This is a genomic window from Euzebyales bacterium, assembly GCA_035461305.1.
Taxonomy (GTDB): domain Bacteria; phylum Actinomycetota; class Nitriliruptoria; order Euzebyales; family JAHELV01; genus JAHELV01.
The window spans coordinates 1-23,285 of sequence record DATHVN010000133.1; the positions used below are offsets into that span (position 1 = coordinate 1).

General features: G+C 72.5%; 23 protein-coding genes. 7 read left to right on the forward strand and 16 right to left on the reverse strand.

Annotation, left to right across the window (positions count from 1 at the left end; genetic code table 11):
• Positions 1–136 precede the first annotated feature (136 nt).
• Complete coding sequence (locus VK923_12205) at positions 137–1,009, reverse strand: DNA-formamidopyrimidine glycosylase family protein (protein HSJ45437.1); 873 nt, start codon at positions 1,007–1,009, stop codon at positions 137–139.
• 131 nt (positions 1,010–1,140) lie between these two features.
• Between VK923_12205 and greA the strand changes: the two genes are divergently transcribed.
• The gene (gene greA / locus VK923_12210) at positions 1,141–1,620 is read left to right on the forward strand and encodes a transcription elongation factor GreA (protein HSJ45438.1); all 480 of its coding nucleotides are present in this window, start codon (positions 1,141–1,143) and stop codon (positions 1,618–1,620) included.
• A gap of 41 nt (positions 1,621–1,661) precedes the next feature.
• Here the strand turns inward: greA and VK923_12215 are convergent, their stop codons facing one another.
• Positions 1,662–2,873 carry an arginine deiminase gene (locus tag VK923_12215; protein HSJ45439.1) on the reverse strand — a complete coding sequence of 404 codons (1,212 nt, stop codon included), beginning with the start codon at positions 2,871–2,873 and terminating at the stop codon, positions 1,662–1,664.
• A gap of 56 nt (positions 2,874–2,929) precedes the next feature.
• Positions 2,930–4,681: a DNA polymerase gene (locus VK923_12220; GenBank protein HSJ45440.1), complete on the reverse strand. Its 1,752-nt coding sequence runs from the start codon at positions 4,679–4,681 to the stop codon at positions 2,930–2,932.
• Positions 4,682–4,783: 102 nt separating this feature from the next.
• Between VK923_12220 and VK923_12225 the strand changes: the two genes are divergently transcribed.
• Together VK923_12225 and VK923_12230 are read left to right on the forward strand one after the other, a co-directional pair.
• The gene (locus VK923_12225) at positions 4,784–5,161 is read left to right on the forward strand and encodes a hypothetical protein (protein HSJ45441.1); all 378 of its coding nucleotides are present in this window, start codon (positions 4,784–4,786) and stop codon (positions 5,159–5,161) included.
• Positions 5,162–5,210: 49 nt separating this feature from the next.
• Complete coding sequence (locus tag VK923_12230) at positions 5,211–5,786, forward strand: DUF4864 domain-containing protein (protein HSJ45442.1); 576 nt, start codon at positions 5,211–5,213, stop codon at positions 5,784–5,786.
• Between the two features lie 133 nt (positions 5,787–5,919).
• On the opposite strand, the gene VK923_12235 is transcribed toward VK923_12230, so the two are convergent.
• Positions 5,920–6,531, reverse strand: a complete 612-nt coding sequence (locus VK923_12235; protein ID HSJ45443.1) for a TetR/AcrR family transcriptional regulator — start codon at positions 6,529–6,531, stop codon at positions 5,920–5,922.
• A 77-nt stretch (positions 6,532–6,608) separates the two neighbouring features.
• Here VK923_12235 and VK923_12240 point away from each other — a divergent pair, with 77 nt between their 5' ends.
• From VK923_12240 to VK923_12250, 3 genes are read left to right on the forward strand one after another with little or no spacing between them, the layout of a single operon-like run.
• On the forward strand, positions 6,609–7,529 hold the full coding sequence (locus VK923_12240; protein ID HSJ45444.1) for an alpha/beta hydrolase: 921 nt from the start codon (positions 6,609–6,611) through the stop codon (positions 7,527–7,529).
• A 41-nt stretch (positions 7,530–7,570) separates the two neighbouring features.
• On the forward strand, positions 7,571–8,575 hold the full coding sequence (locus tag VK923_12245; protein HSJ45445.1) for an acyl-CoA dehydrogenase family protein: 1,005 nt from the start codon (positions 7,571–7,573) through the stop codon (positions 8,573–8,575).
• A complete protein-coding gene (locus VK923_12250) occupies positions 8,572–9,948 on the forward strand; it encodes a bifunctional PIG-L family deacetylase/class I SAM-dependent methyltransferase (protein HSJ45446.1) in 1,377 nt (458 codons plus the stop codon). The genes VK923_12245 and VK923_12250 overlap by 4 nt, the downstream gene beginning before the upstream one ends.
• Here VK923_12250 and VK923_12255 read toward each other — a convergent pair.
• The 8 genes from VK923_12255 to VK923_12290 form a co-directional block, all read right to left on the reverse strand.
• The gene (locus tag VK923_12255; GenBank protein ID HSJ45447.1) at positions 9,868–10,701 is read right to left on the reverse strand and encodes a glycosyltransferase family 2 protein; all 834 of its coding nucleotides are present in this window, start codon (positions 10,699–10,701) and stop codon (positions 9,868–9,870) included. The genes VK923_12250 and VK923_12255 overlap by 81 nt on opposite strands.
• A 100-nt stretch (positions 10,702–10,801) precedes the next feature.
• Positions 10,802–12,016: a threonine ammonia-lyase gene (gene ilvA / locus VK923_12260; GenBank protein HSJ45448.1), complete on the reverse strand. Its 1,215-nt coding sequence runs from the start codon at positions 12,014–12,016 to the stop codon at positions 10,802–10,804.
• A 49-nt stretch (positions 12,017–12,065) separates the two neighbouring features.
• Entirely contained in the window at positions 12,066–13,247 is a 1,182-nt protein-coding gene (locus tag VK923_12265) for a HAMP domain-containing sensor histidine kinase (protein ID HSJ45449.1), read from the reverse strand.
• On the reverse strand, positions 13,244–13,921 hold the full coding sequence (locus tag VK923_12270; protein ID HSJ45450.1) for a response regulator transcription factor: 678 nt from the start codon (positions 13,919–13,921) through the stop codon (positions 13,244–13,246). Before VK923_12270 ends, VK923_12265 begins: the two co-directional genes overlap by 4 nt.
• Before the next feature lie 126 nt (positions 13,922–14,047).
• Positions 14,048–14,776, reverse strand: a complete 729-nt coding sequence (locus VK923_12275) for an SCO1664 family protein (GenBank protein HSJ45451.1) — start codon at positions 14,774–14,776, stop codon at positions 14,048–14,050.
• Positions 14,757–15,275 (reverse strand): DUF3090 family protein, encoded by a 519-nt coding sequence (locus tag VK923_12280; protein ID HSJ45452.1) that lies wholly within the window; start codon positions 15,273–15,275, stop codon positions 14,757–14,759. The genes VK923_12275 and VK923_12280 overlap by 20 nt, the downstream gene beginning before the upstream one ends.
• A gap of 30 nt (positions 15,276–15,305) precedes the next feature.
• Entirely contained in the window at positions 15,306–15,956 is a 651-nt protein-coding gene (locus tag VK923_12285) for a histidine phosphatase family protein (GenBank protein HSJ45453.1), read from the reverse strand.
• A 4-nt stretch (positions 15,957–15,960) separates the two neighbouring features.
• A complete protein-coding gene (locus VK923_12290; GenBank protein HSJ45454.1) occupies positions 15,961–17,151 on the reverse strand; it encodes a MinD/ParA family protein in 1,191 nt (396 codons plus the stop codon).
• A 362-nt stretch (positions 17,152–17,513) separates the two neighbouring features.
• Here VK923_12290 and VK923_12295 point away from each other — a divergent pair, with 362 nt between their 5' ends.
• Entirely contained in the window at positions 17,514–18,968 is a 1,455-nt protein-coding gene (locus tag VK923_12295; protein HSJ45455.1) for a class II fumarate hydratase, read from the forward strand.
• Positions 18,969–19,017: 49 nt separating this feature from the next.
• Here VK923_12295 and glnD read toward each other — a convergent pair whose 3' ends face one another.
• The 4 genes from glnD to VK923_12315 form a co-directional block, all read right to left on the reverse strand.
• Complete coding sequence (glnD, locus tag VK923_12300; protein HSJ45456.1) at positions 19,018–21,483, reverse strand: [protein-PII] uridylyltransferase; 2,466 nt, start codon at positions 21,481–21,483, stop codon at positions 19,018–19,020.
• A gap of 67 nt (positions 21,484–21,550) precedes the next feature.
• A complete protein-coding gene (locus VK923_12305; protein HSJ45457.1) occupies positions 21,551–21,889 on the reverse strand; it encodes a P-II family nitrogen regulator in 339 nt (112 codons plus the stop codon).
• A 149-nt stretch (positions 21,890–22,038) separates the two neighbouring features.
• Complete coding sequence (locus VK923_12310) at positions 22,039–22,758, reverse strand: response regulator transcription factor (GenBank protein ID HSJ45458.1); 720 nt, start codon at positions 22,756–22,758, stop codon at positions 22,039–22,041.
• A partial coding sequence (locus VK923_12315; GenBank protein ID HSJ45459.1) for an OST-HTH/LOTUS domain-containing protein occupies positions 22,755–23,285 on the reverse strand: 531 nt, incomplete at its 5' end. The genes VK923_12315 and VK923_12310, both read right to left, overlap by 4 nt.

Below are 23,285 nucleotides of genomic sequence, written 5' to 3' on the forward strand. Positions count from 1 at the left end.
AGGTCGTCGAGCAGATCGCCCTGGCGCTGCGCCAACCCCAACGTCACCCGCTTCCCTTCGACGATGACCAGCTCACGTGATCCTCGCCGACCAACCCTCCAGATCAGCGGAACCGATGCCGAAAAGCACCAGCCACCTAGCTGCGCTGGCGGCCACGTCCCCACTCCTCACGGTCGACACCGAGCCGGCTCAGCGCGTTGTCGGCCATGATCCGTCCGCCGGTCTGGCACGTGGCGCAGTAGTTGACCGTGTAGCGGTTGTACGTGATCTCGCGCACCTCGTCGCCGCACACCGGGCACACCTCGCCGGTCCGGCTGTGCACCCGGCCGGGGCGGTCCTTCGACGCGCTCATGTCGTCGCGTCCGCGCTCGAACGCCAGCCCCTCGGCAATGGTCTCCCCGATCGCCGCGTGCAGCGCCACGACCTGCGCGTCGTCCATCCCTCGGGTCCCCACGAACGGCGACAGCCGCGCGGTGTGGCAGATCTCGTTGGCCAGGCGCCGCCCGATCCCGGCCAGCACCCGCTGGTCCCGCAGGAAGGTGTGCAGACGCATCGGGTGCTCGGTCAGCAACGCGGCGAGCTGCTCGGCGGTCACCGTGTCCGCGTCAGGGCCGAGGTCGGCCAACGGCTCCTGTCTCAGGGGGTCGCCCTCAACGACCCACACCCCCGCCCGGCGCTCGGTGCCCGCCTCGGTCAGCAGCAGCCGCCGGCTGCCGTCGAAGTGCCAGCGCGCCACGCCGTTGCGCGGCCGCTTCGCCTTCGACGTGTCCGGACGCAGGCGCCCGCCCTGCATCAGATGGACGACGAAGGTCACCTCCTCGACGTCGAGCAGCAGGTGCTTGCCGCGGGCGCCGACACGCCGCAGCTCGTGGCCGTGCGCCGACTCCGGAGGCGGCGCGTAGGTCTTGAGCGCGGTGAACGACAGCGGCTCGAACCGGTCGAGCCGGTGGCCCGACAGATCCGCCGTCAGGCGTTCGGCGTGCGCCGTGATCTCCGGTAGCTCCGGCACGCGATCCTCCTCGTTGTCCTCGTCCGGCGGCACCGCCTTGCGCACCTGAGAAATCTGGCGCGAAGGTTGCACCACACGTCTACACTTCGCGCTTGGTCTGAACCGCCACCGACCGCACGGGGTGTCTTCCATTGAGCGACACGGTCTGGCTCTCCCAGTCTGCCTACGATCAGCTGCGGGCGGAACTCGACCACCTGAAGACCACCGGTCGGGAGGAGGCCGCGCAGGCCATCAGGGCGGCGCGCGCCCACGGTGACCTGCGCGAGAACGCCGAGTACGACACGGCGAAGGAGGAGCAGGGCAAGATGGAGGCCCGCATCCGCCAGCTCGAGGACATGCTGTCCCGGGCCCAGGTCGGATCGGCCCCCACCGGTGACGTCGTGGTCGGCGGCAGCGTGGTCACCACGGTCGACGAGGACGGTGACGAGGAGACCTACCTCGTCGGCAGCCGCGAGGACCGGACGACCGGGCTGACGGTCATCAGCCCCGACTCACCGCTGGGCCGTGCGCTGATGGGTGCCCGCGTGGGCGACGAGGTGCAGTACCAGGCGCCGGCCGGCTTGTTCACGGTGAGGGTCACGGGCGTGCGCGGCCTCGAGGAACGCGTCTAGCGTCCGCGTCCCCGGACCGGCGCCCATCGGTCGCGTCCCCCTCAGGTGTGGATGGGGTCCCGCAGCACCGGGCACGACATGCACCGCGGGCCACCACGACCACGCGGCAGCTCGAAGCCCTCGATCGTGCGGACCTCGATGCCCGCCTGCGCCAGCCGCCGGTTCGTGTCGACGTTGCGCTCGTAGGCGAACACCACACCCGGGCGCAGTGCGAGGGTGTTGTTGCCGTCGTCCCACTGCTCGCGGTCGGCGAGCACCTCGTCCTCGGCGGTGGTGACCACGCGGAGGTGCTCGACGCCGAGCCCGCGCGCGAGCGCGACGACCAGGTCCGGCTCGTCGGTCACGCCCATCCGCCCGTTGGCACCGGGCTCGATGCGCCACACGTCGACCCCCGACCGCATCCGGGGCCACAGGACCACCGCGTCGGTGTTGACCACCGTGAGCACGGTGTCGAGGTGCATCGTGCCGCGCGCCTTCGGCAGCTCGACGGCGAGCACCTCCTCGGCGGCGCCCGCCTCGAAGAGGCGGGCGGCGAGGTTCTCGACGCCGATCGGGTGCGTGCGCTCGGACAACCCGATCGCCACGCACCGCGGTGACAGCACCAGCACGTCGCCGCCCTCGAGGGTCGCGTGCAGGCCGCGGGCATCGCCGTACCAGATCGGCGCCGCGCCGGCGAAGTCCGGGTGGTGCTCGTAGATCGCCTCCCAGAGGATCTGCTCGGGACGCCGAGCCGGCATCGCCATCGGCGAGCGCACCACGCCACCGGCGATCCACGCGCTGGGGTCACGGGTGAACACCGCGTTGGGCAGCGGCGGGAGCAGGAACGCGTGCGGTCCCAGCACCCCGCCGACGAAGCCGTCGAGGGCACCCGGGACCTCGGCGACCGTCAGACCACCGATCAGGGTGGAGGCGAGCTGGTCGGCGTCGAGCTCCCCCAGGTACGCACGTACGCGGTCGACCAGCTCGACGCCACAGCTGTCGAGGGTCGCGCGACGCTCGATGACGGCGGTGCGGACCTCGGGATCAGCGAGCGTCTCGGCCAGCAGATCGCCGAGCAGCCGCACGCGCACGCCCTCGGCGCGCAGCAGGTCGGCGAACGCGTCGTGCTCCTGCTGGGCACGATCGACCCACACGAGCTCGTCGAACAGCAGGTCCTCGCGGTTGGCGGGGGTGATCCTGCGCAGTTCGCTGCCGGGACGGTGGAGCACGACCTCGCGGAGCTGGCCGATCTCGCTGGTGACCGATGGCTGCATGCGCGGCAGCGTACCGCCCAGCCACGGCCGATCCCACCGCCCGGCGCACCTGCGGTCTACGGTTCGGCGCCCCAGCGGTCGCGGACCGCGACGTCGACGGCAGCCGGCACGTCGCCCAGCAGCTCGGCGGCGGCCACCCGCATGCCCTCGACGACGTCGGCGGCGACCTCCGCGGCGTCGATCTCGGGCGCCTGCACGACCAGCTCGTCGTGCACGGTCAGCACCAACCCGACGTCGCGGTCCGGCCCCGGCCCGTACCGCGCAGTCAGGCGCCGCTCCACCTGGGCAAGCGCGAGCTTCGTCATGTCGGCGCCGGCGCCCTGTATCGGCGCGTTGCGCGCCAGGAGCGCCATCCCGGCGTCCGCGTCGCGCGGCAGCACCCGTAGCCGCCCGAGCGCGGTCCGGACCTGCCCGGCCCGCCGGCCCGCGGCCTCGGCCTCGTTCAGCCACGACTCGACGCGCGGGAACGTGGCGAAGTAGCGGTCGATCGTCGCCGACGCCTCGGCGTGGGTCAGACCGGTGCTGCGCGCGAAGCTTGCGGCACCCATGCCATACATCAACCCGAAGTTCAACGCCTTCGCCGCCGACCGCTGCTCGGCCCGCACGTCGTCCTCGGCCACGCCGAACACCAGCGCGGCGGTTGCACGGTGCAGGTCTCCGCTGCCACGGAACACCTCCGACAGCGCAGGGTCGCCGGACACGGCCGCGAGGATCCGCAGCTCCTGCTGGGAGTAGTCGGCGACGACGAGGGTGTGACCCGGCGCCGCCGTGAAGCACGTCCGCCACGCGCCGTGCTTCGGGATCTGCGTCAGGTTGGGATCGCGGCACGCGATGCGCCCCGTGCCCACGATCTGGCGCCAGTCGGCGTGGACGCGTCCCGTGACCGGGTGCGTGACCCGCTCGGCCCAGTCCCCGCCCCAGTTGCTGGTCAGCTTGCTGACCTGGCGGTAGTCGAGCAGCGCCGCGACGGCGGGGTGGTCCACGTGGTCGCGCAGCACGCCGGTCCGCGTCGACTCGAGGGCGACGCCGACGCGCTCGAGCGCTTCACGGACCTGCTCCGGCGCATCGAGGTTGACCGGCTCCGGCCCGAACAGGTTGCGCGGACTGTCGTCGGTCAGCAGCGCGGCCTGGACGGCGTCGGCCAGGCCAGGGAGGCGTCGCTCCAGGTCAGCCATCAGCACCCGCCAGCGCGCGGCGTCGAAGCCGATCCCTCGCAGCGCGAGGTCCGCCAGCACGGGCAGGGCGGCGAACTCCAGCCGTGCGATGCGGGCGAGGCGGTGGCCCGTCAGCTCGTGGCGCTGCTGGTCGAACACCCCCCAGGTTGCGGCGGCGTCGTCCGCCGCGTAGTCGATGAGCTCCTGCGTCAGCGACTGGGCACCGAGGAACCTGGCACGCACGTCCTTGTCCAGGGTCATGCCCAGCCGGAACGAGGCCAGGTCTGCCAGCCCGAGCCCACCGGTCGACTCGCCGCCGTCGAGCAGCTGCTGGGCCAGCATCGTGTCGGCGATCCGCTCGACCCGCAGCCCCGCCCGCGCGAGGAACCGCAGGTCGAAGGCCGCGTGGTGGAAGACCTTCGCGACGTTCCTGTCACCGAGCAGCGGCCCGAGCACGGCGGGATCGAGCTGCGTCGCGTCGATCACCAGCACGGGATGGTCCGGACCCGCGCTGACCTGGACCAGCAGCAGCCGGTCCCGCCACGGATCCCAGCCGCTGGTCTCGGTGTCGACAGCCACGAACGCCCGGGGACCGACCGCCGACAGCCACGAGCGCACGGCGGTCGCGGTGCGCGCGACGACGGACTCGACCACCCACGCAGTGTGCCATCGTGACGACCGGATGCCGACCGCACCGCAACGATATGGCCGGCCGGAACGTCTGAACGGATGGAACCGACACGGGGAGGTCCAGCGGTGCGCTCTGCGATCCTGATGGTCCTTCTGCTCGTCGCGACGGCGTGCGGGTCGTCGTCGGTCGTCGGCACCGGCGATGCGACCCCGGCCGCGTCGGCGTCGGCTGTCGCGGCAGACACCCTGGTCGGCACCCTCGGCGGTGATCCCGCCCTGGAGGGTGGCTGCGTGTGGCTCGAGACCGACGACGGCCGTGTCGAGGTTGTGTGGCCCCAGGGCTACACCGCGTCGGCGGATCCGCTCCAGCTGCGCGGTCCGGACGGCGAGGTGGTCGCCGCGGAGGGCGACGAGGTCCGCATCGAGGGCACCGTGGCAGACGATCGCGTGTCGGTCTGCCAGGTCGGCACGATCTGGACCGCGATGACGGTCGAGGCCGGCTGACCGGGTCGCCGCCCGGCCGCGCGGTGACCGGACCCGTACAGTTGCGGGGATGCTCACCACCGGTGAGAGGTCCGGGCACAGGCCGCAGACGACCCGGCGGGGTCTGGCGGCGACCGTGCTGACGCTGCTGCTCCTGACCGGGTGCACGCCGCCCGCGGACCGGGCCGCCGGCATGCCGCCCGCTGCTGCCGGGGATGCTGCACCCACCACGACGCCCCGCAGTGGCACGACCGACCCACCAGCCGCGTCACCGGTCGACTGCGGCGCCGACCTCGCCGCGGTCGACGCCGTGATCACCGAGCAGCTCGCGGCCTTCGCCGGCGACGACTGGGACCGTGCCTTCGCCCTCACCAGCCGGCGATTCCGCGCCAGCGGCATCGACGCCGGCCGCCTGCGTCAGATCGTGACATCGGGCTATGCAGAGGCGGCGGACGCGGAGTTCCACGAGGTGCTCGGCTGCGTGCGCACCGGTCGCGAGGTACAGGTCCTGATCGAGGTCACCGCCACGGACGGCGCGACCCTCGGCCTCGTCTACCTGATGACCCGGGAGGATGGTCGCTGGCGGATCTCCGGCGCGGTCGAGCACGGGACCGGTGCCAGCGAGCCCCCGAACCTCCCCGCCTGAGGCTCTGTCCCGTCCGCTCTGGGGACGTCCTCCACGCATGATCGGCACGACGTCCTGGTACATCGGGGGAGCCCTCCATGTGGGGATGTCCCCAACGCATGCGCGGCACCACGTCCCCAGGAATGGTGGGCGGTCACGTCGGCGTGGCGGGCAGCGCCCGGTCCAGCGCGTACGTGATCGCCGTCCGACCTTCGTCGACCGGCAGATGGCCACCAAGCACGGCCTGGGACACGCTGGTGAGCGTGGCCACGAGCACGACGGCCTCCTGATCGGGGTCGACGGACGCGGGCGCACGCCCGTGCTCCTGCGCCTGCCGCAGCAGGCGTGCAACGTTGCCGTACAGGCTCCCCGTCATCTGCCGCGCCTCCGCCCGCGCCAGCCCGGTGTGGCTCAGCGCCACGGCCTCGAAGACGATGAAGAGCAGCATCGTCGTGCGGCTGACGTCGTCGTCGGGGAAGAACTCGTCGAAGATCGCGCCGATGAGCTCGCGCTCGGTCGGCGCGCCGCCGAGCGCACCGGTGCGCGCCTGGATGCGCTCGATCACGCGCTGCGCCAGGTGCTCCAGCGCTGCGACCAGCAGGTCGTCCTTGGTGCCGAAGTAGTACTGGATCAGGTTGACCGACACGCCGGCCTCAGCCGCGACCTGGCGGAAGCTGGCCCGCTCGAGGCCGCCGCGTACGGTGATGCGCCAGAGCGCCTCGATGATCTGCTGTCGCCGCGCGCCGTGGTCGACCTGCTTCGGCACGTGTCGCACCTTCCGTCTGACGTGCGCGCGTGCGCTATAGTACACTCGTACTAAAACGGTGGACGAGGATCCAGTCGATGGACGACACGAGGCTCACGCGGTTCAACACCAGCGAGGACGAGCGGAGGTTCCACGAGCTGTACGCACGCCTGCGTACCGAGCGGTGGCCGGCACCTCCGCAGGAGGTTGACATCGAGGCGCCGTTCGGAGCCGCGCACGTGTTCAGCTGGCCAGGCACCGGGACCCCCGTGCTGCTGCTGCCCGGCTGGGGTGGGACCGCATTGATGTGGGCGGCGATGCTGGAGCACGGCTTCGGCGGGCGGCCGGTCCACACCCTCGACCTGGTGGGCGACGTCGGCCTGAGCGTGCAGCGCGAACCCATCACGGCGGTCACCGACTACCTGCCGTGGCTCGACAGCGTCGCGGACGGGCTCGGCCTCGACCGCGTCCACGTCGTCGGGGCATCCTACGGCGGCACGCTGACGCTGCTGTGGGCGGGGCACGCCCCCGACCGCGTGGCGACCGCCACCCTGCTCGACCCCGGCGGGCTGGCCGACATCGACCTGAAACGGTTCATCGCCTGGGGTGTCAAGGTCTTCGCCGCATCGGTCGCGCCCATGCAGGTGCGCCGCCGCGCGGCCGAGCGTCTGCACATGCGTGTGCTCCTGGACGCCGACCTGATGCGGCTGTCACGCCTCGCCAACCAGCGCACCGCCTCCCACGACGCTCCCGACGGCCCCACCGCACTCTCCGACGACGCGTTGCGGGCCGTGACGGTCCCGACCCTGGCGCTGCTGGCCGACCACAGCTCGATCATGGAGCCCCACGCGGCAGCTGCGCGCGTGCGGGCGCTGCTGCCGGACGCCACGGTGGAGATCGTGCCCGACACCGGTCACGGCCTGCCGGTCGACGACGCCGAGCTGGCGGCGACGCGGATCCGGACGTTCCTGGACCACCACGACCGCACGACGCACGCTCCCGCGGACAACGCCGTCTGAGCCCGGGTTCATCGGACGCCGGCCGGGGTAGCTCACCGGCGATGCTCGACGACGACAGGATCACCCACCACACCCGTCTGCACGGCGGCACCCGCGTACCGGGCTCGGATCGCGCCGATCGCGGCGCGCTGGAGACGGCTCTGGCGGAGCTCGGTCCGGTCCCGTTGCCCGGCCACGGCGGCACAAGCGAGCGGCTCGAGGCACTGGCCGAGGTCGCCGCGACCGACCTCGCGACCGCGCGCCTGGTCGAGGGCCACCTCGACGCGGTCGCCATCTGCGCCGAGGCGGGACGACAGCCGCCCACCGCGCCGGCCGGCGTGTGGACGGCGGATCCACCGACGGGTCGCCTGGAGGCTGTGGCAGAGGCAGGCGGTTGGCGCCTGCACGGCACCAAGCAGTGGTGCTCGGGTGCACGCGCCCTGGACGTCGCGCTGGTCACCGCCCACGCCGACGACGGATACCGGCTCTTCGCGGTGGCGCTGCGCAGGCGCGGGGTGACGGCACTGCCGGGAACCTGGCACGCTGTCGGCATGCGTGACAGCGACACCCTGCACGTGCGCTTCGACGACGTTTCGGTGGACCGGGACGCCGCTGTCGGCCCGCCCGGGTGGTACCTGGGCCGTCCGGGGTTCTGGATCGGCAGCATCGGCGTGGCCGCGTGCTGGTACGGCGGGGCCTTGGGTGCGGCGAGGGCGCTGCGCGCCGCCGTCGCCACCCGCCACGACGACCACCACGGCCTGGCCCACCTCGGCGCAGCGGACGCGCTGTGCGCAGCGATGCGTTCCACGTTGCGTGGCGCCGCGCACGCGATCGACGACGGCATCGCCGGCGTGGCGTTGCGCACGCTGGCCTGGCGCACCCGCGCGGCGGTCGAACGACTCGCGTCGGACGTGCTCGACCATGCTGAGCGTGGCATCGGAGCGGGAGGCCTGACCGCGGACCCGGCGATGGCCCGCCGCGCGGCCGACCTCCCCATCTACCTCCGCCAGCACCATGCCGAACGGGACCTCGAGGCCCTCGGGCGCGCCGTCGTGGCCGAGCCGTGAGGACCCGGTCGCTCCGCGGCGACGGCACCGCGGAGGCGGAGTGGAGCCGGTGGCGTGCTCCGGCGGTCTGGCCTCGCCTCCAGCTCGGCGCCGCAGGGCGTGCCGTGGTCGTCAGCCCGCATCCGGACGACGAGACGCTGGCGGTTGGCGGGCTGCTGTGGCTGCTCGGGCGAGGTCGCTGGCAGGTGGTCGTGGTCGCTGTCACCGACGGCGAGGCGTCTCACTCAACCACGGCCGCGCGCCAACGCGCGGACCTGGCCCGCCGGCGGCGCGCCGAGCAGGTCGCCGCGCTGGCGTACCTGGGCATCGATGCCACGCAGATCGTGCGCCTGCAGATCCCGGACGCGGCGGTCGCCGACCACGAGTCAGAGCTCGCCGACGCGCTTATCCAGCTCGCCGACACGGACGACTGGCTGCTCGCTCCGTGGGAGGCGGACGGCCACCGCGACCACGACGCCGCCGGACGGGCCGCAGCGCGGGCCGCCGCCGCTGCGGGCGCCCGGCTGTTGGGCTACCCGCTGTGGGCGTGGCACTGGGCGCGACCGGGTCACCCGGCGCTCCGGTCGTGGCGGCCCCAGCGGATCGACCTGTCCGACACCCCGCGCCATGCGAAGGACCTGGCGATCAGCTGCTACACCTCGCAGACCACACCGCTGGATCCCGGCACCGCGGCCATCGTGCCCCCCGCCATGCTCGACCGGCACCGCCGGACCTGGGAGATTCGTACTGACGTGACCTCATCGACTGACGCGGCCCACGGGAGGGACGCCATGACCGACGACGCAGACGCGGTGGATCCGCAGTCCGGCCGCATCGGTGACCACCCCTTCGCAGCACGCTACGGCGCGTCCGACGACCCCTACGATCTCGAGCATCGCTGGTCCGAGCGCCGGAAGCGCGCGTTGACCGTCGCCTGCCTGCGCAGGGAGCGCTACGAGCGGGCGTTCGAGCCCGGGTGTGCGATCGGTCTGCTGACGGCCGCACTGGCACCTCGGTGCGCACAGCTGCTAGCGGTCGACGTCGCGCCCGGCGCCATTGTCCTCGCACGTGCGCGCCTCGGCGACCTGCCACACGTGACGGTCAGGCGCATGGCGGTGCCGGACGAGTGGCCGGACGGGTCGTTCGACCTCGTCGTGCTCAGCGAGATCGGCTACTACCTCGAGCCAGCGACGCTTGTGCGCCTGCGCGACAGGGCCGTCGGAGCACTCGTCGACAGCGGGGAACTCCTCGCCGTGCACTGGCGCGGCCGGTCCCCCGACCACGTGCTGCACGGCGACGAGGTCCACGAGGTGCTACGGAGTGACGGGTCGCTTCGGCGCATGCTGTGGCACGTCGAGGATCGCCTCGTCATCGAGTCGTTCAGCCGGACCTGACATGAGCCCCGCGGCAGCGCCGAACTGATCGAGCAGCGTGCTGAAGCCTCCGGGTGCCCGCCACGAGCGCCGTGCGCTGGTGGTGACGACCAGCTCGGACGTGCGCAGGACCGCGCGGCTGGACCGCTCCAACAGGGCGACCGTGCCGGCGTCCTCGGAGTGGACGACGGCGGGGATACCACCGACCGCCGCCAGCACGTCCGCCCGCACACCCAGATTGGCACCGTGGACCGACCATGTCCCCGCCCGGCGCTGGTCACGGCGGTAGGCGACCAGCGCCTCGGACGTCCGCCGTGACCGGTCCTCCCAGTCGCTGACCGTGACGGCACCGGCGACGGCGTCCCAACCACGTGCCGCCGCGCGGAGCTGATAGGCCAGCCAGTCCGGTGGCACGACGCTGTCGGCGTCGGTCATCGCGATCCACACCCGGCGGGTCGGGTCCGGTGGCCACATGCGCAGGGCGGCGTCCACGCCCAACTGGCGCACGCTGCCGACGCTCGTGCAGCGCGCACGCAGGATCGAGGCGTTGGCCGAGGCGAGCGCCGCGGCCGCGGCAGCCTCGGTGTCGTCGACGCACCGGTCCGCGACCACGACGATGTGCGTACGACCGGGCGCCGGGACGCTGCCGGCGGCTGCCACGATGGATGCCAGGCACCGCGGGAGGAGCTCGACCTCGTCGCGTGCGGGCACGACCACCGCCACGTCCCACGGCGTCCGTCGACCTGCGGCGGCGACGCATGGACGCGGAGGCATGCGGGATTCCTCGGTCGGGGATGGAGTGGACGCCACACCCTCTCCACCCGTGGCACGGCCAACACGCCCGACCCGACAGCCGAGCGTTCCGCGGGCGACGTCAGCGCTCGACCGGGTAGCCCGCGTCACGCAGTCCGGCGATCAGCTCGTCGCTGTGGCCGGCGCCACGGGTCTCGAGCGCGACCTCGAGCTCGACCTCCATCAGTCCGAGCTTTGGCTTGAGGCGGTGATGCTCGACGCCGACGACGTTCGCGCCACAGTCCGCGATCAGCTCAAGCACCCCCGACAACGCCCCGGGCCTGTCCTGAACCCGCGTGCGCAGCGCGAGGTAGCGCCCCTCCGACACGAGGCCGGACTGGATGATGCGGGCGAGCAGCAGCGGGTCGACGTTGCCCCCGCACAACAGGACCACGACCGGCTCGGGCACCGGTGGTGCGAGGACGCCCGCCAGGAGGGCCGCGAGTCCGGCGGCGCCGGACGGCTCGACCACCTGCTTGGCCCGCTCGGCCAGCAGCAGCACGGCCCGGGCGATCGTCGCGTCGTCGACGGTGACGACCTCGTCGACGTGTGCGGCGATGTGCGCCAACGTCAGCTCTCCCGGACGCGACACCGCGATGCCGTCCGCGATCGTGTCGCCGACCTCGACGGTCACCGGCTCGCCGGCCGCCAGCGACGCCGGCACGGCGGCCGCCTGCTCGGACTGCACGCCGACGATCCGGACCCCCGGACGGCGGGCGCGCAGCGCCGCCGCGACGCCCGACATCAGGCCGCCGCCGCCGATCGGCACGACGACCGCGCCGATGTCGTCGACCTCGTCGACGATGTCGAGTCCCAGCGTGCCCTGTCCGGCGATCACGTCGGGGTGCTCGAAGGGGTGCACGAAGACCGCGCCGTGCTCACGTGCGTGGGCGATGGCGGCCTCGAGCGCCTCGCCGACCCCGCCCTGCACCAGCTCGATGCGCGCCCCGTAGCCGCGGGTCGCTGCCATCTTCGGCAGCGGCGCGCCCGCCGGCATGAACACGGTTGCCTCGACGTCGAGGAGGCGTGCCGACAGCGCCACCCCCTGCGCATGGTTGCCGGCGGACGCGCACACCACGCCACGGGCACGCTCGTCGGGCGACAGCGTCGAGATCCGGTGGTACGCCCCGCGCAGCTTGAACGACCCCGTCCGCTGCAGGTGCTCGCACTTGAGAAGGACCCGCGCGCCGACCGCTGCCGACGCCGCCCGCGACGACTGGACCGGTGTCGGCTCGATCACCCCGTCGAGCCTGCGCCGGGCGGCCTCGATCTGTTCGACCTGCACCAGCTGCGCCATCGTCCTCGCCTCGGGTCGCCTCGACTGCCCGTCGATCCTACGGCGACCGTCAGCGTGGCAGCTGCACGGTGACGCGCCCGCCGGGCTGCGGATGGACGAGCAACCGGCCGCCGTGGGCCTCCACCAGCCCGCGGGCGATCGGCAGGCCCAGGCCGGCGCCACCGCCGCTGCGGGTGCGCGCCTCGTCGAACCTGGTCGACACCGCCGTTGCCCGCGCCCGGAAGGACGGGTCGAACCCGGGGCCCTCGTCGGTGACCGCCAGCGCGACGTGGTCGCCGTTGCCGACCACCGTGACGTCGACGGTCGTTCGGTCCGGGGCGTGGCGCAGCGCGTTGTCCAAGAGGTTGCGCAGCACACGACCTATCGCGTGCGGGTCGACCACAGCCGTCGTGTCACCGTCGACGGACAGGGTCAGCGCCAGGTCGCGCCGCTGCGCGAACGCCTCGAGCGCGGCGACGGTCGTGTCGGCGAGCTCGGCGAGGTCCACGGGTTCGGGCTGCAGCCGCAGCTCGCCGCGCTCGATCCGCGCGAGCGTGAACAGGTCGTCAACGAGCCGCGCGAGCACGTCGATGTCGGCGGCCATCGCGTCGACGTACCGCTCGGGATCGCGTGCGACGCCATCCTGCAGCGCCTCCACCGCGGCGCGCAGGGAGGCCAGCGGCGTGCGCAGGTCGTGGCCGAGCGCGGCGAGCAGGTCGCGGCGGGCCGACTCGTCGCGTCGACGGTCGGACTCCGCGCCCTCGAGGCGGGCCGCCATGTCGTCGACCGCGGCCACGAGCTCACCGACCTCACCTCCGCGTTCGATGCCGGTGCGCGCATCGAGCTCACCGCGACCGATCCGGCGTGCAGTGGCGGCCAGACGCCCGAGGTCGGCGGCCAGTCCCTCGCCGATCCACCCGGCGGCGACCAGGCCGACTGCGCTGCCCAGCCCCAGCGCGAGCAGCACGACCCGGGCGTCGTGTCCGTCGACCACCATGACCGAGGCGGCACCGGCGACGACCAGGGCCGTGCCACCGAGTGCCACGACGACCATGGCCCGTAGCGCACCGGCGATGCTGCGTACGCGCTGCATCAGCGCGAGCGCGGCGGCGGCCGCCACCACCGCAGGCACGGCGAACAGGCCCGTCAGCACGAGGAGGTCGGCGGTCGACGGTCGCAGCAGGAACGTCGCGATCAGCACGGCGGTCAGCACCGCCGCCGCGAGCATCGCCACCCGTGTCAGGGGCCTCATGGGTCGAATCGGTAGCCGACGCCCCACACCGTCGTGATGGACGGGCCTCCATCGCGGGTGCCGAGCTTCCGCCGCAACCGGCCGACGTGCACCGTGACGGTTGCGGGATCCTGCCAGCGGCCCGACGAGTCCCAGACCTGCTGCAGCAGCGCCTCGTGGCTGAACACCCGACGTGGGGCGGCGGCCAGGCACGCGAGCAGGTCGAACTCCTTGGGCGTCAGGTCGATGAGCCTGTCGCCGACGTGGACCTCGCGCGACGCGACGTCGATGCGCAGGTCGCCCGCGCCGAGGGTGGCGGGGTCGACGGGCCCGCGTCCGCCGGTGCGACGCAGCACCGACCGGACACGCGCCACGAGCTCGCGGGGGCTGAACGGCTTGGTCACGTAGTCGTCGGCGCCGAGCTCCAGCCCCATGACGCGGTCGATCTCGTCGCCGCGGGCGGTCAGCAGGATGATCGGCAGTGTCGACCCCGCCGCCCGCAGCTCGCGCACGAGCGCGAGGCCGTCGCCACCGGGCAGCATGATGTCGAGCACCGCGAGGTCGGGACGATGCCGGTCGAGCAGGTCCCGCGCGCCGGGCGCGTCGGCCGCGGGGATCACCCGGTAACCGTCGCGCGCCAGGTAGTCGCTGACAACCTCGCGCACGAGATCCTCGTCATCGACGACGAGGATCATGGCGGCCGCACGCTCAGGCACACCCGGCAGCGTACCGACGTGGCGGTGACGTGGCCGGGCGGACGCCGGAACGAACCCGAACGATTCCCGAACGGCTGACGCCTGCAGCGTGCGGGACCGCAGGGGTCAGACCGGTGGCCACGGGTACGGACGGCGGTCGGCCGGAGGGTTGGGCAACGCCTCTGCGCCGGCGAGGAGATCGGCGCGCCTGCCGAGCGCCTCGACCTCCTCCGTTGCGAGCAGGTCCTCGACGACAACGCTGTCGTCGCGGCGCAGCGTCGCGGACAGCCGGCTGAGATCGGCACGCCACGTGTCGGCGATCGTGGTGCCCCCCAGATCCCAGATCACCGTGCGCAGCTTCGGCTGCGGGTGGAACGTCAGCCCATGATCGATGCCCACGAGCCGGTCCGCGTCGAGCACCCGCAGCACGTGGCCACCCTTGCGGTCGGCGTTGTTGACGAGCAGGTCGAACGTGGCGAGCTGCGCAAGGCGCTCGTGCAACGCCGGCTCCTCGACGAGCGTGAAGTAGTGGTCCGAAGGATCGTGCGGCACGAACTGCTGGACCGAGCCCTGGCCGAGCGGCCCGTCCCGCAGCACCGTCGGCGGCACGAGGTCCCAGCCGAGGAACGCGCTCACCCGGTACGCCGCGACCTCCCGCCGGCACAGCGTGCCCGCCGGGAAGTCCCACAGCGGCCGCTCGCCACGCCGCGGCTTGTACACCGCGAAGGCGTCCCCGTCGTCACCCAGCCGCACCAGCAGGGTGTGGTTGCTGGCACCCGACAGGCGGCCGACGACCCCGAGCTCCGTGGAGCACAGCAGCTCCAGAGGAGCGGCGTCAGATGGTGAGCTGCCCATGGCCGTTCGTGGCCGGACAGACGTGACCGTCGACGGGATCGATCGGCCGGCCGCACAGCCGGCACCGCTCGCGGGCGCCGGCCTCGACGGCGTACGCGGCGTACGCGGCGAGTGCGACCAGCTGCGACTGATCCATCCAGAACCGTGCCACGGCCGGCTCGCGTGCGTCGTCGCCCACCAGCTCCTCCGCCTCCAGCACGAACTGCCGGCCGTCGGGATCCATGCCCAGGCTCATCGCGCCGGCGCGCCAGAGCGGCTCCACGGGCTCGCGCAAGCGCTGGCCGGCGGTGTCGAGGTCGTCGGGGGTCACCGTGACGTCGACCCGACCGAGCAGCTCCTGAGCGAGCCGGGCGAGCATGCGCACCTGGTCCTTCTCGACGAGCAGCGACACCAGATCACCCGACGACCGCGCCTGGATGTAGAAGGCACGCCGCCCGGGCTCCCCGACGGCGCCGGCGGTCACCCAGTCGACGGGTCGGTACTCGAAGGATCCGGTCATGGCATTCGACCTCCCGCTTCGCTACTTGGGTCATGCCTTGCCTTTCGCCTTCGTCGTCCGGCGGGGCGGGCGGAAGTCCTCGGCGCGCAGGGGCCCGTCGTCGTTGAAGCGGACGAGTACGGGCCGGCCACCCGGAGACAGCGCCAGCACCGACACCGACGCCGGGGTGACGTGCAGCCGCTGGAACGCGTCGAGCGGCAGGGACAGGTAGAACGCCACCAGCGCCTTGATGACGTCGGCGTGGCTCACGGCCACGATGACCCCGCGGCGGTGACGCGCGACCAGCTCCTCGACCGCGTCGGCCGCGCGCAGCTGCGCGCGGCGGATCGTCTCGCCGTCGGGAAACGACGCCAGCGACGGCCGGGCCTGGATGACCGGCCACATCTTCGTGCGCGCGACCGCCTTCAGGGAGCGGTCGGTCCAGCGACCGTAGTCGACCTCCAGCAGGCCCTCGCACGCGACGGGATCCTTCCCGACGGCCTCGCCGATCAGCTCCGCGGTCTGCCACGTGCGTGCCAGGGGGCTCGTGTAGACCGCGCGGACCGGGAGCCCGGCGAGGCGCTCCGCCACGGCGCGCGCCTGCGCGCGGCCGGCATCGCTGAGCTCCGCCTGCGTGCGCCCGCCCAGGCGTTGCCCGGTCGCGACCGTCACCCCGTGGCGGATCAGCAGCAACGTGGTCACGTCGTCACGTGTCGAACCGCCGGGCGACGGCGGCGGCCAGGTGACGGTAGGCCTGGCGGGTCGCGGGCCGCAGGTCGGCGAGCTCCGTCTCGGCGCCGGCCTCCAGGAAGCTGTCCCACGGGACGCGCACGGTCGCGCCGCAGCGGTCCCAGAAGTGGTCCTCGATGCGGGCGACGTCGACCATAGTCGAGCGCCGGGTCTGGTTGATGACGGCCACCGCGTTCTCGACCAGACCGACGAAGCCGTGTTCGGTCAGCCAGTCCAGCGTCTGGCTGGCGGACCGCGCGGCGTCGAGGCTGGGCGACACCACCAGCACGATCTGGTCGGTGCCGTCGAGGATGCCCTGCACGGCGCTGTCGAGGATGCCGGTGCCGGTGTCGATCAGGATCAGGTTGTAGAAGCGGTCAAGCAGCGACATGATCGCGCCGTACTCCTGATCCCCGAGCGCGGTGGAGATCTGCGGATCGTCGTCGCTGCGCAGCACCTCGAGGCCGGCAGACGTCTGCGTCGTGAACTTGCGCATGTCGGCATAGCGGTGGATGTTCTCGAGCTCGTTGAGCAGGTCCGTGACCGACGCCTCCGGTCCCTTCGGCTTGATCCGATAGCCAAGGTTGCCCGCGTCGGGGTTGCCGTCGACGGCGACGATGCGGTCACCGCGTTCGCCGGCCAGCGTCTGCCCGAGCATCAACGTGGTGGTCGTCTTGCCGACACCACCCTTGCGGGACAGCACCGTGATGCGACGGGGATGGGCCACCAGCGTGCGCATCGCGCGCACCTGCTCGGCGCGTGCACGATCACCGCGTGACGCGTTTGGCGACACGACGCCGCCGGTCAACTGGTGGATCAGCCGGCGCCAGCCCGACTGCGGTGGCCGCGAGTTGCTCCGCAGCACGGTGTCCGACGTGAGGTCGTCGGCCGTGCGGGCCGATGCCGGGCCCGCTGGTGCTGGTGACTCCGCGACGTCCGCGATCTCGTGCTCGTCGACGAGGTCGTCCTCGAGCGCGGCGGGGTCGAGCGCGGCGAGGTCGTCGTCGTCGAGTGGCCGCGGACCGGCCCACTCCTCCGCACCGTCCGACACGTCGTCACCGGCAATCGTGCCGTCGACGTCCGCGGCGTCGTCGGGCGTTCCGTCACCATCGTCGAAAAGCGGCGTCTCGTCGGTGATGTCGTCGTCGTCGAGGTCGTCGTCGAACATCGTCAGGTCGAGGGTTGGAGGGATATCGTCGGGCGCACCCGCATCCTGGTCTGCACCGGCGTCGTCGGCCCTCGACGCCGTGGACGACCCCCTGGACCGGCGGCGTCGTGACATAGGCCCCGAGGATGGTGTGTCGTTCGAGGACGACACCTCCCCGTTGGTCCCCCCGAGGGTGGAGTCGCCGACAACGCCGTCGGCCTCGTCTCCCGTTGCTGGGTCATTCATCGTGGTTCCGCTCCAGATGCCATGCCCGCGACATGCCCGCGCGAGCCGCGGTGGCTCCCAAGGTAGCCACCCCTACGACACCGTCGCCTACTAGGATCGTGAGCTCCAGCGTAGGGCACGAGGCAAGGCGGCAGACCGTGAGCGACACAGGGACGGCCGGCGACGGGATGCGCGCCGCGACCGACGGCGGGCAGCACCGCACCGAGCGGGACTCGATGGGCGAGATGCAGGTCCCTGCATCGGCGTACTACGGGGCACAGACGCAGCGGGCCGTCCAGAACTTCCCGATCTCCGAGGGGGGCATCCCGGTCGAGGTCGTGCGCGCACTGGGGGAGATCAAGCGCGCGGCCGCGACGGTCAACCACCGCCAGGGCGTGCTCGACCACCGTCTCCACGAGGCGATCACCCAGGCGGCGCAAGAGATCGCCGACGGCTCCCTGGCCAACCACTTCCCCGTCGACGTGTTCCAGACGGGCTCAGGCACCAGCTCGAACATGAACGCCAACGAAGTCATCGCCAACCGTGCGATCGAGCTGCTTGGCGGGACGATCGGCAGCAAGGACCCAGTGCACCCCAACGACCACGTCAACGCGGGGCAGAGCTCCAACGACGTGTTCCCGACGGCCGTGCACATCGCCGCCTACCGCGCTGCCTCACAGGACCTGCTGCCAGCGCTGGAACGCCTCCGCGACGCGTTGGCCTCCAAGGCCGACGAGTTCGTCGACGTCGTCAAGCCGGGGCGGACCCACCTGATGGACGCCACTCCGGTCACGTTGGGCCAGGAGTTCTCCGGCTACGCCCGCCAGGTCGAGCTGGGCGGCGACCGCGTCCGCGCCGCCCTGGAGCGCGTGGCGGAGTTGCCGCTGGGCGGCACCGCGGTCGGGACGGGCCTCAACGCCCCGCCCGGGCAGGCCGAAGCGATCATCGCGGAGCTGCGTGCCCAGACCGGACTGGAGGAGCTGCGCGAGGCGACCAACCACTTCGAGGCGCAGGGCGCCCGCGACGCACTCGTCGAACTGTCGGGGGCCTGCAAGGTGATCGCGGTGTCGCTGACCAAGATCGCCAACGACCTGCGCTGGCTCGGCTCGGGGCCACGCACAGGCCTCGGCGAGATCCGGCTGCCCGAGGTCCAGCCGGGCAGCTCGATCATGCCCGGCAAGGTCAACCCCGTGATCGCCGAGTCGGTCACGCAGGTCGCCGCGCAGGTCATCGGCAACGACACCGCGGTCACGATCGGCGGCATGTCGGGCAACTTCGAGCTGAACGTCCACATCCCGCTGATCGCGCGCAACGTGCTCGAGTCGCTGCGCCTGCTGACCGCGACCTGCCACAACTTCGTCGACAGGTGCATCGTCGGGATCACCGCCGACGTGGACCGGGCCCGCGAGCTGGTCGAGAAGGACCTCGCGATCGTGACAGCGCTGGTGCCCGCGATCGGCTACGACACGTCGGCGAAGCTGGCCAAGCAGGCGATGGCCGAGGACCGCCCGCTGCGCGAGGTCGTCGCCGAGGCCGGTGTGCTCAGCGACGAGGAGCTGGACCGGCAGCTCGACATCAAGCGCATGACCGAGGGCGGCATCCTCGGCGACTGACGCGCTGACGTGGCAGCCCGTGCCGGGATACCGGCATCAGCTGCCACACTCAGGGGTCCGAGGTCGCGCTGACGACGGTGCGCAGCTGCGCGGCCAGGTCGTCCCAGTCGACGTCGTCGTCGGAGTCGACGAAGAACACATCACGCACCTGCGGCCCGAGCGTGGCGACGCGCGCGGCGGACACATCCAGCCCGGCGTCCGCCAGCACACGCAACAGGCGGAACAACACGCCCGGCGCGTCCCGCCCCTCGACCTCGATGCGGGTGACCCTCGGCCCCCGGTCGATCACCACTCCCGGCTCGATGAGCAGCACCTCCGTGCCGGGACGCTCGTCCCAGCGCCGCTCCTGGCGTGACACCGACCGTTCGACGTCCGCCGTGCCGCGCCCTGCCGCCTCGACCTGGATGATCAGCTGGTCGAGCGCGGGTGCGGGCGCGTTGGCGCGCCGCCGCACGACGATCCAGTCGAGCACGGCGGCGTCGCGTCGCGTGAACGCTCGTGCCTCGAGCACGTCGAGCCCCAACCCGGCCAGCGTCCCGACCACATCGACCAGCAGGCCACGCCGGTCCCAGCCGACGAGGCTGATGACCGCCGTCTCCTCGTCGTCGTTCTCACGCACGGTGACCGCGACGGGATCCGACGGCTCCAGCCACGCGAGCATGCGCGCGTGCTCGACGAGCTGATCGACGTCGGCCGCCAGCAGGTAGCGGTCGGGAGGGTCGGCCAGCAGGCGGTCCATCGCACCAGGGGGCACCTCGTCGCTGCGGTCGCGGGCGGCGACGACCTTGGTCTCCGGGTCGGCGACCGCGATGCCCCCCGACCCACCCGTCAGCGCCCGCCGCGCCCGCGCGTGCAGCTCCGACAGCAGCCCGTCCTTCCAGGGCGAGTAGGCGCTGGGCCCCGTCGCGCGGGCGTCGGCAAGCGACAGTACCAGCAGCGCGTCGAGGGTCTCGGTGTCGACCACCCGGTCGGCGACCGCCTGGATCTCGCCGCGTTCGTCGAGATCGCGATGCTGGGCCACGTCCGGCAGCAGCAGGTGCAGCCGGACCAGGCGCGCGACGCGCTGCGCTCGGCGCTGGTCGAAGCCCATCGACGAGATCCACCGCCCGGCGATCTGGGCGCCGACGACTGCGTGATCGCCATCCCACGCCTTGCCGACGTCGTGGAACAGCGCGCCGAGCAACAGGACGTCGGGATCGTTGAGGCGCTCGTACACGGCCGCCAGGCGCTGGCCCAGCTCACCGTCGGCGATGCGCTGTACCCACGACACCGTCTGCACCAGGTGCGTGTCGAGGTCGTACCGATGGTAGGGGTTGCGCTGCGGATACCCGCGCACGCGGCGCCACTCGGGCAGGTGGGCCGCCAGCAGCCCGATGTGGTCGGCGTCGGCTAGCGCGGGCAGGGCCTCGGGGCCCGCCCGCAACGCCGCGAGGAACGCCGCGCGGACCCGCTGGTCCCACGGCAGGTGGTCGACCCCCGCCAGGTCGTGCTGCAGGCGGGTCACTGTGGCGCGGCCCAGGTGGCTGCGGTGACGCGCGGCAGCCGCCATGGTCCGCATGGCCAGCGCGGGGTCCTGCCGGATGTTGCGGTCGTCGTCGATCTCGACGAGGCCATCGACCAGTGCGATGTCCTCGTCGAGTGGCACCGGGCTCGCACGCCCGCGGCGCCGTCCCGACCTGGCATCGGCCAGCAGGAGCGGCCAGGTGCGCCCGTGCACGTGCGCGACGGTCCGCATTGCCAGGTTGACCCGTGAGAGCACCTCGTCCGCGCTGCCGGCGCCCATCAGCTTGGCGACCTCGTCCTGCTGGTCCAGGCGCAGCACGTCGCTGGGCTCGGGCATCGACGTGCACAGGTGCAGGGCACAGCGCACCGTCAACAGCTCGGCGTTGGCACGCTGCAGGGCCCGGTGGTCCGTGGCTCCGAGGTAGCGCGCGCCGACGAGCGGCCGCAGTCCCGGCTCGCCGAGCACCATGCCCGACGCCCATCGCAGGCTGTGCAGGTCGCGCAGACCACCCGCCCCCGACTTGACCTCCGGCTCCAACATGCCCGGCTGGGCACCGGCGCGGCGGTGGCGGGCGTCGTCCGCCGCCGCGAGCCGGGTCAGCACCTTGCCGCTGCGTCGGCGCAGCCACCGACCATACGCGCTTGCGACCTGGTCGAGCAGCCCGGGGTCCCCCCACACCAGCCGCCGGTCCTGCAGCGCTGTCGCGGTGTCGATGCGGTCGCCCGCGGCACGCACCGCCGTCTTCGGTGTATGGACCGCGTAGCCGACCCGGAGACCGGCGTCCCACAGTGGGTAGCACAGCGACCGCACGACCTGCTCCAGGTCGTCGTCGGACCATCCGTCGTGCAGGACGAGGAGGTCGACGTCGGACAGGGGGCAGACCTCACGCCGGGCGTAACTGCCCAGCGCCGCGAGGGTCAGCCCGCCGGCCCGCGGCGCGTCGACGGCGAGCCACGCGCCGAGCGCCGCGTCAAGCTCGTCGGTCCACGCCCGGCACCACTGCGGCCCCATCGCCGCGTCGACGGCGATGGGGTAGGGTGCCCGCCGGGGCTGGTCGGCGCTCAGGTCCGTAGCGGGATCAGATCGCCTCAGGCCCGCGCTCTCCGGTGCGGATGCGCACGACGTCCTCGAGCGGCAGCACCGCCACCTTGCCGTCGCCGATCTTGCCGGTCCGCGCCGACTTGACGATGGCGTCGATCACGCCGTCGACCTGCGGGTCGTCGACCATGACCTCGATCCGGCTCTTTGGCACGAAGTCCACCTGGTACTCGGCGCCCCGGTAGACCTCGGTGTGTCCGCGCTGGCGCCCGAACCCGCGCGCCTCGGTGACGGTCAGGCCGGCGATCCCGACCTCGCGCAGGGCGTCTTTGACGTCCTCCACCTTGAAGGGCTTGACGATCGCCACGACCAGTTTCATGCACGGTCCTTCCTGTCGAACGCCGATGTCGGCGCGGGGACACGCTCAGCATCATGGCCGGACGTTTCCCGGCCATCATTCGAATGTTTCACCGTCGTAACTTCTTCGTGGATCGCGGCACCACGCCCCGGCACTCGCAGGCGTCGACATCAGACGGGTAGGCCCGAGCGGCCGGCCACCACGACCAGCTCACTCCGGCCGTGGACGTTGAACTTCTTGAACAGGTTCTCGACGTGCTTCTGGGCCGTGCGTGTGGAGATGCCCAGACGCTCGGCCACCGCGCGGTTGGGCAGGCCCTCGGCCAGCAGGTGCAGGACCTGCTGCTCACGCGGGGTCACTGGTGGCACACCCAGCGGGATCGCGCCGATGAACGCCTCGACCAGCATCCCGATGAACGGTTCCCCGATCACCCAGCGTCGGGCGGCGGCGCGGCGGATGCCAGCGGCCAGCTCGTCAGGACGCTCCGTCTTGAGCAGGTAGCCCCGGGCACCCGCACGCAGCACGGCGCGCACGCGGTCGGGGTCATCGAGGACGCTGAGCACCAGCACGGCGGGGTCAAGCCCCTGCGCGGTCAGAGCGCGCATGACCTCGAGGCCGTCCTCGTGGTGCAGCTGCAGGTCGAGCACGACGACGTCGGGCTCGTGCGCCGTGACCGCCTTGACGGCCGCCTCGGCGTTGTCCGCCTCGGCGACGATCTTCAGGTCGTCGAAGTGAGCTAGCACGCTGCGCAGGCCGTCGCGCACCAGCGCGTGGTCGTCGACCAGCACGACGCGCACGGCGCGGTCCTGGATGTCGGCCGTGGACGGCGGGGCGTCCACGGTCACGGCCTCGTCGTCCGACTGCCTCGTGCCGGCTCCCACGGCGCTCACCGTCGGCTCCGCCGGCCACCGGCGCCGGCCGCCTCGGCCTGCGCCACCTCGAGCAGGTAGTCGTCCGCCCGTTCGTCCCACTCCATGGTCAGCAGCCCCCGTGCTTTCGCGGCCTTGCAGAACTGCAGGAACCCACTGAACCCGAACGCCTTCTCGCTGAAGTCCGGCTGCCGCTTGCGCAGCTGGTCCTTCAGTCCCGACAGTGGTGGTCCCGACCCCTCCGTGCTGAGGTCGCGGACGACGTCGACGAGGAGCGCGAACGCATGCTCCTCGTTGCTGCCCTCGGCCGGGAAGCCGACCTCCGGGTCCCCCGCTGCGGGTCCGGGCGTCGTCTCGATCACCTTGCGCGACTCGAGGTGGCGCAGCAGCTCACCGAACCCACGGAAGCCGAAGTCCGCCTCGCTGAAGGTCGGGTCCTTGCGCAGCATCGCCCGTTTGAGCGTCGATGACAGCACCGGTCCGGTCGTCGAGCGGTTCAGGCCCGCCAGCGTCTGGGTGATCTGGCGCGACAGGGTCTCGATGTCGCC

Bases quoted from the DNA above. Each gene is read 5' to 3' on its own strand.
- VK923_12215 (HSJ45439.1), bottom strand. From the start codon at position 2,873: ATGCAGCCATCGGTCACCAGCGAGATCGGCCAGCTCCGCGAGGTCGTG.
- VK923_12230 (HSJ45442.1), top strand. From the start codon at position 5,211: ATGCTCACCACCGGTGAGAGGTCCGGGCACAGGCCGCAGACGACCCGG.
- VK923_12240 (HSJ45444.1), top strand. From the start codon at position 6,609: ATGGACGACACGAGGCTCACGCGGTTCAACACCAGCGAGGACGAGCGG.
- VK923_12245 (HSJ45445.1), top strand. From the start codon at position 7,571: ATGCTCGACGACGACAGGATCACCCACCACACCCGTCTGCACGGCGGC.
- VK923_12255 (HSJ45447.1), bottom strand. From the start codon at position 10,701: ATGCCTCCGCGTCCATGCGTCGCCGCCGCAGGTCGACGGACGCCGTGG.
- ilvA (HSJ45448.1), bottom strand. From the start codon at position 12,016: ATGGCGCAGCTGGTGCAGGTCGAACAGATCGAGGCCGCCCGGCGCAGG.
- VK923_12265 (HSJ45449.1), bottom strand. From the start codon at position 13,247: ATGAGGCCCCTGACACGGGTGGCGATGCTCGCGGCGGCGGTGCTGACC.
- VK923_12270 (HSJ45450.1), bottom strand. From the start codon at position 13,921: ATGATCCTCGTCGTCGATGACGAGGATCTCGTGCGCGAGGTTGTCAGC.
- VK923_12275 (HSJ45451.1), bottom strand. From the start codon at position 14,776: ATGGGCAGCTCACCATCTGACGCCGCTCCTCTGGAGCTGCTGTGCTCC.
- VK923_12280 (HSJ45452.1), bottom strand. From the start codon at position 15,275: ATGACCGGATCCTTCGAGTACCGACCCGTCGACTGGGTGACCGCCGGC.
- VK923_12290 (HSJ45454.1), bottom strand. From the start codon at position 17,151: ATGTTCGACGACGACCTCGACGACGACGACATCACCGACGAGACGCCG.
- glnD (HSJ45456.1), bottom strand. From the start codon at position 21,483: ATGGGGCCGCAGTGGTGCCGGGCGTGGACCGACGAGCTTGACGCGGCG.
- VK923_12305 (HSJ45457.1), bottom strand. From the start codon at position 21,889: ATGAAACTGGTCGTGGCGATCGTCAAGCCCTTCAAGGTGGAGGACGTC.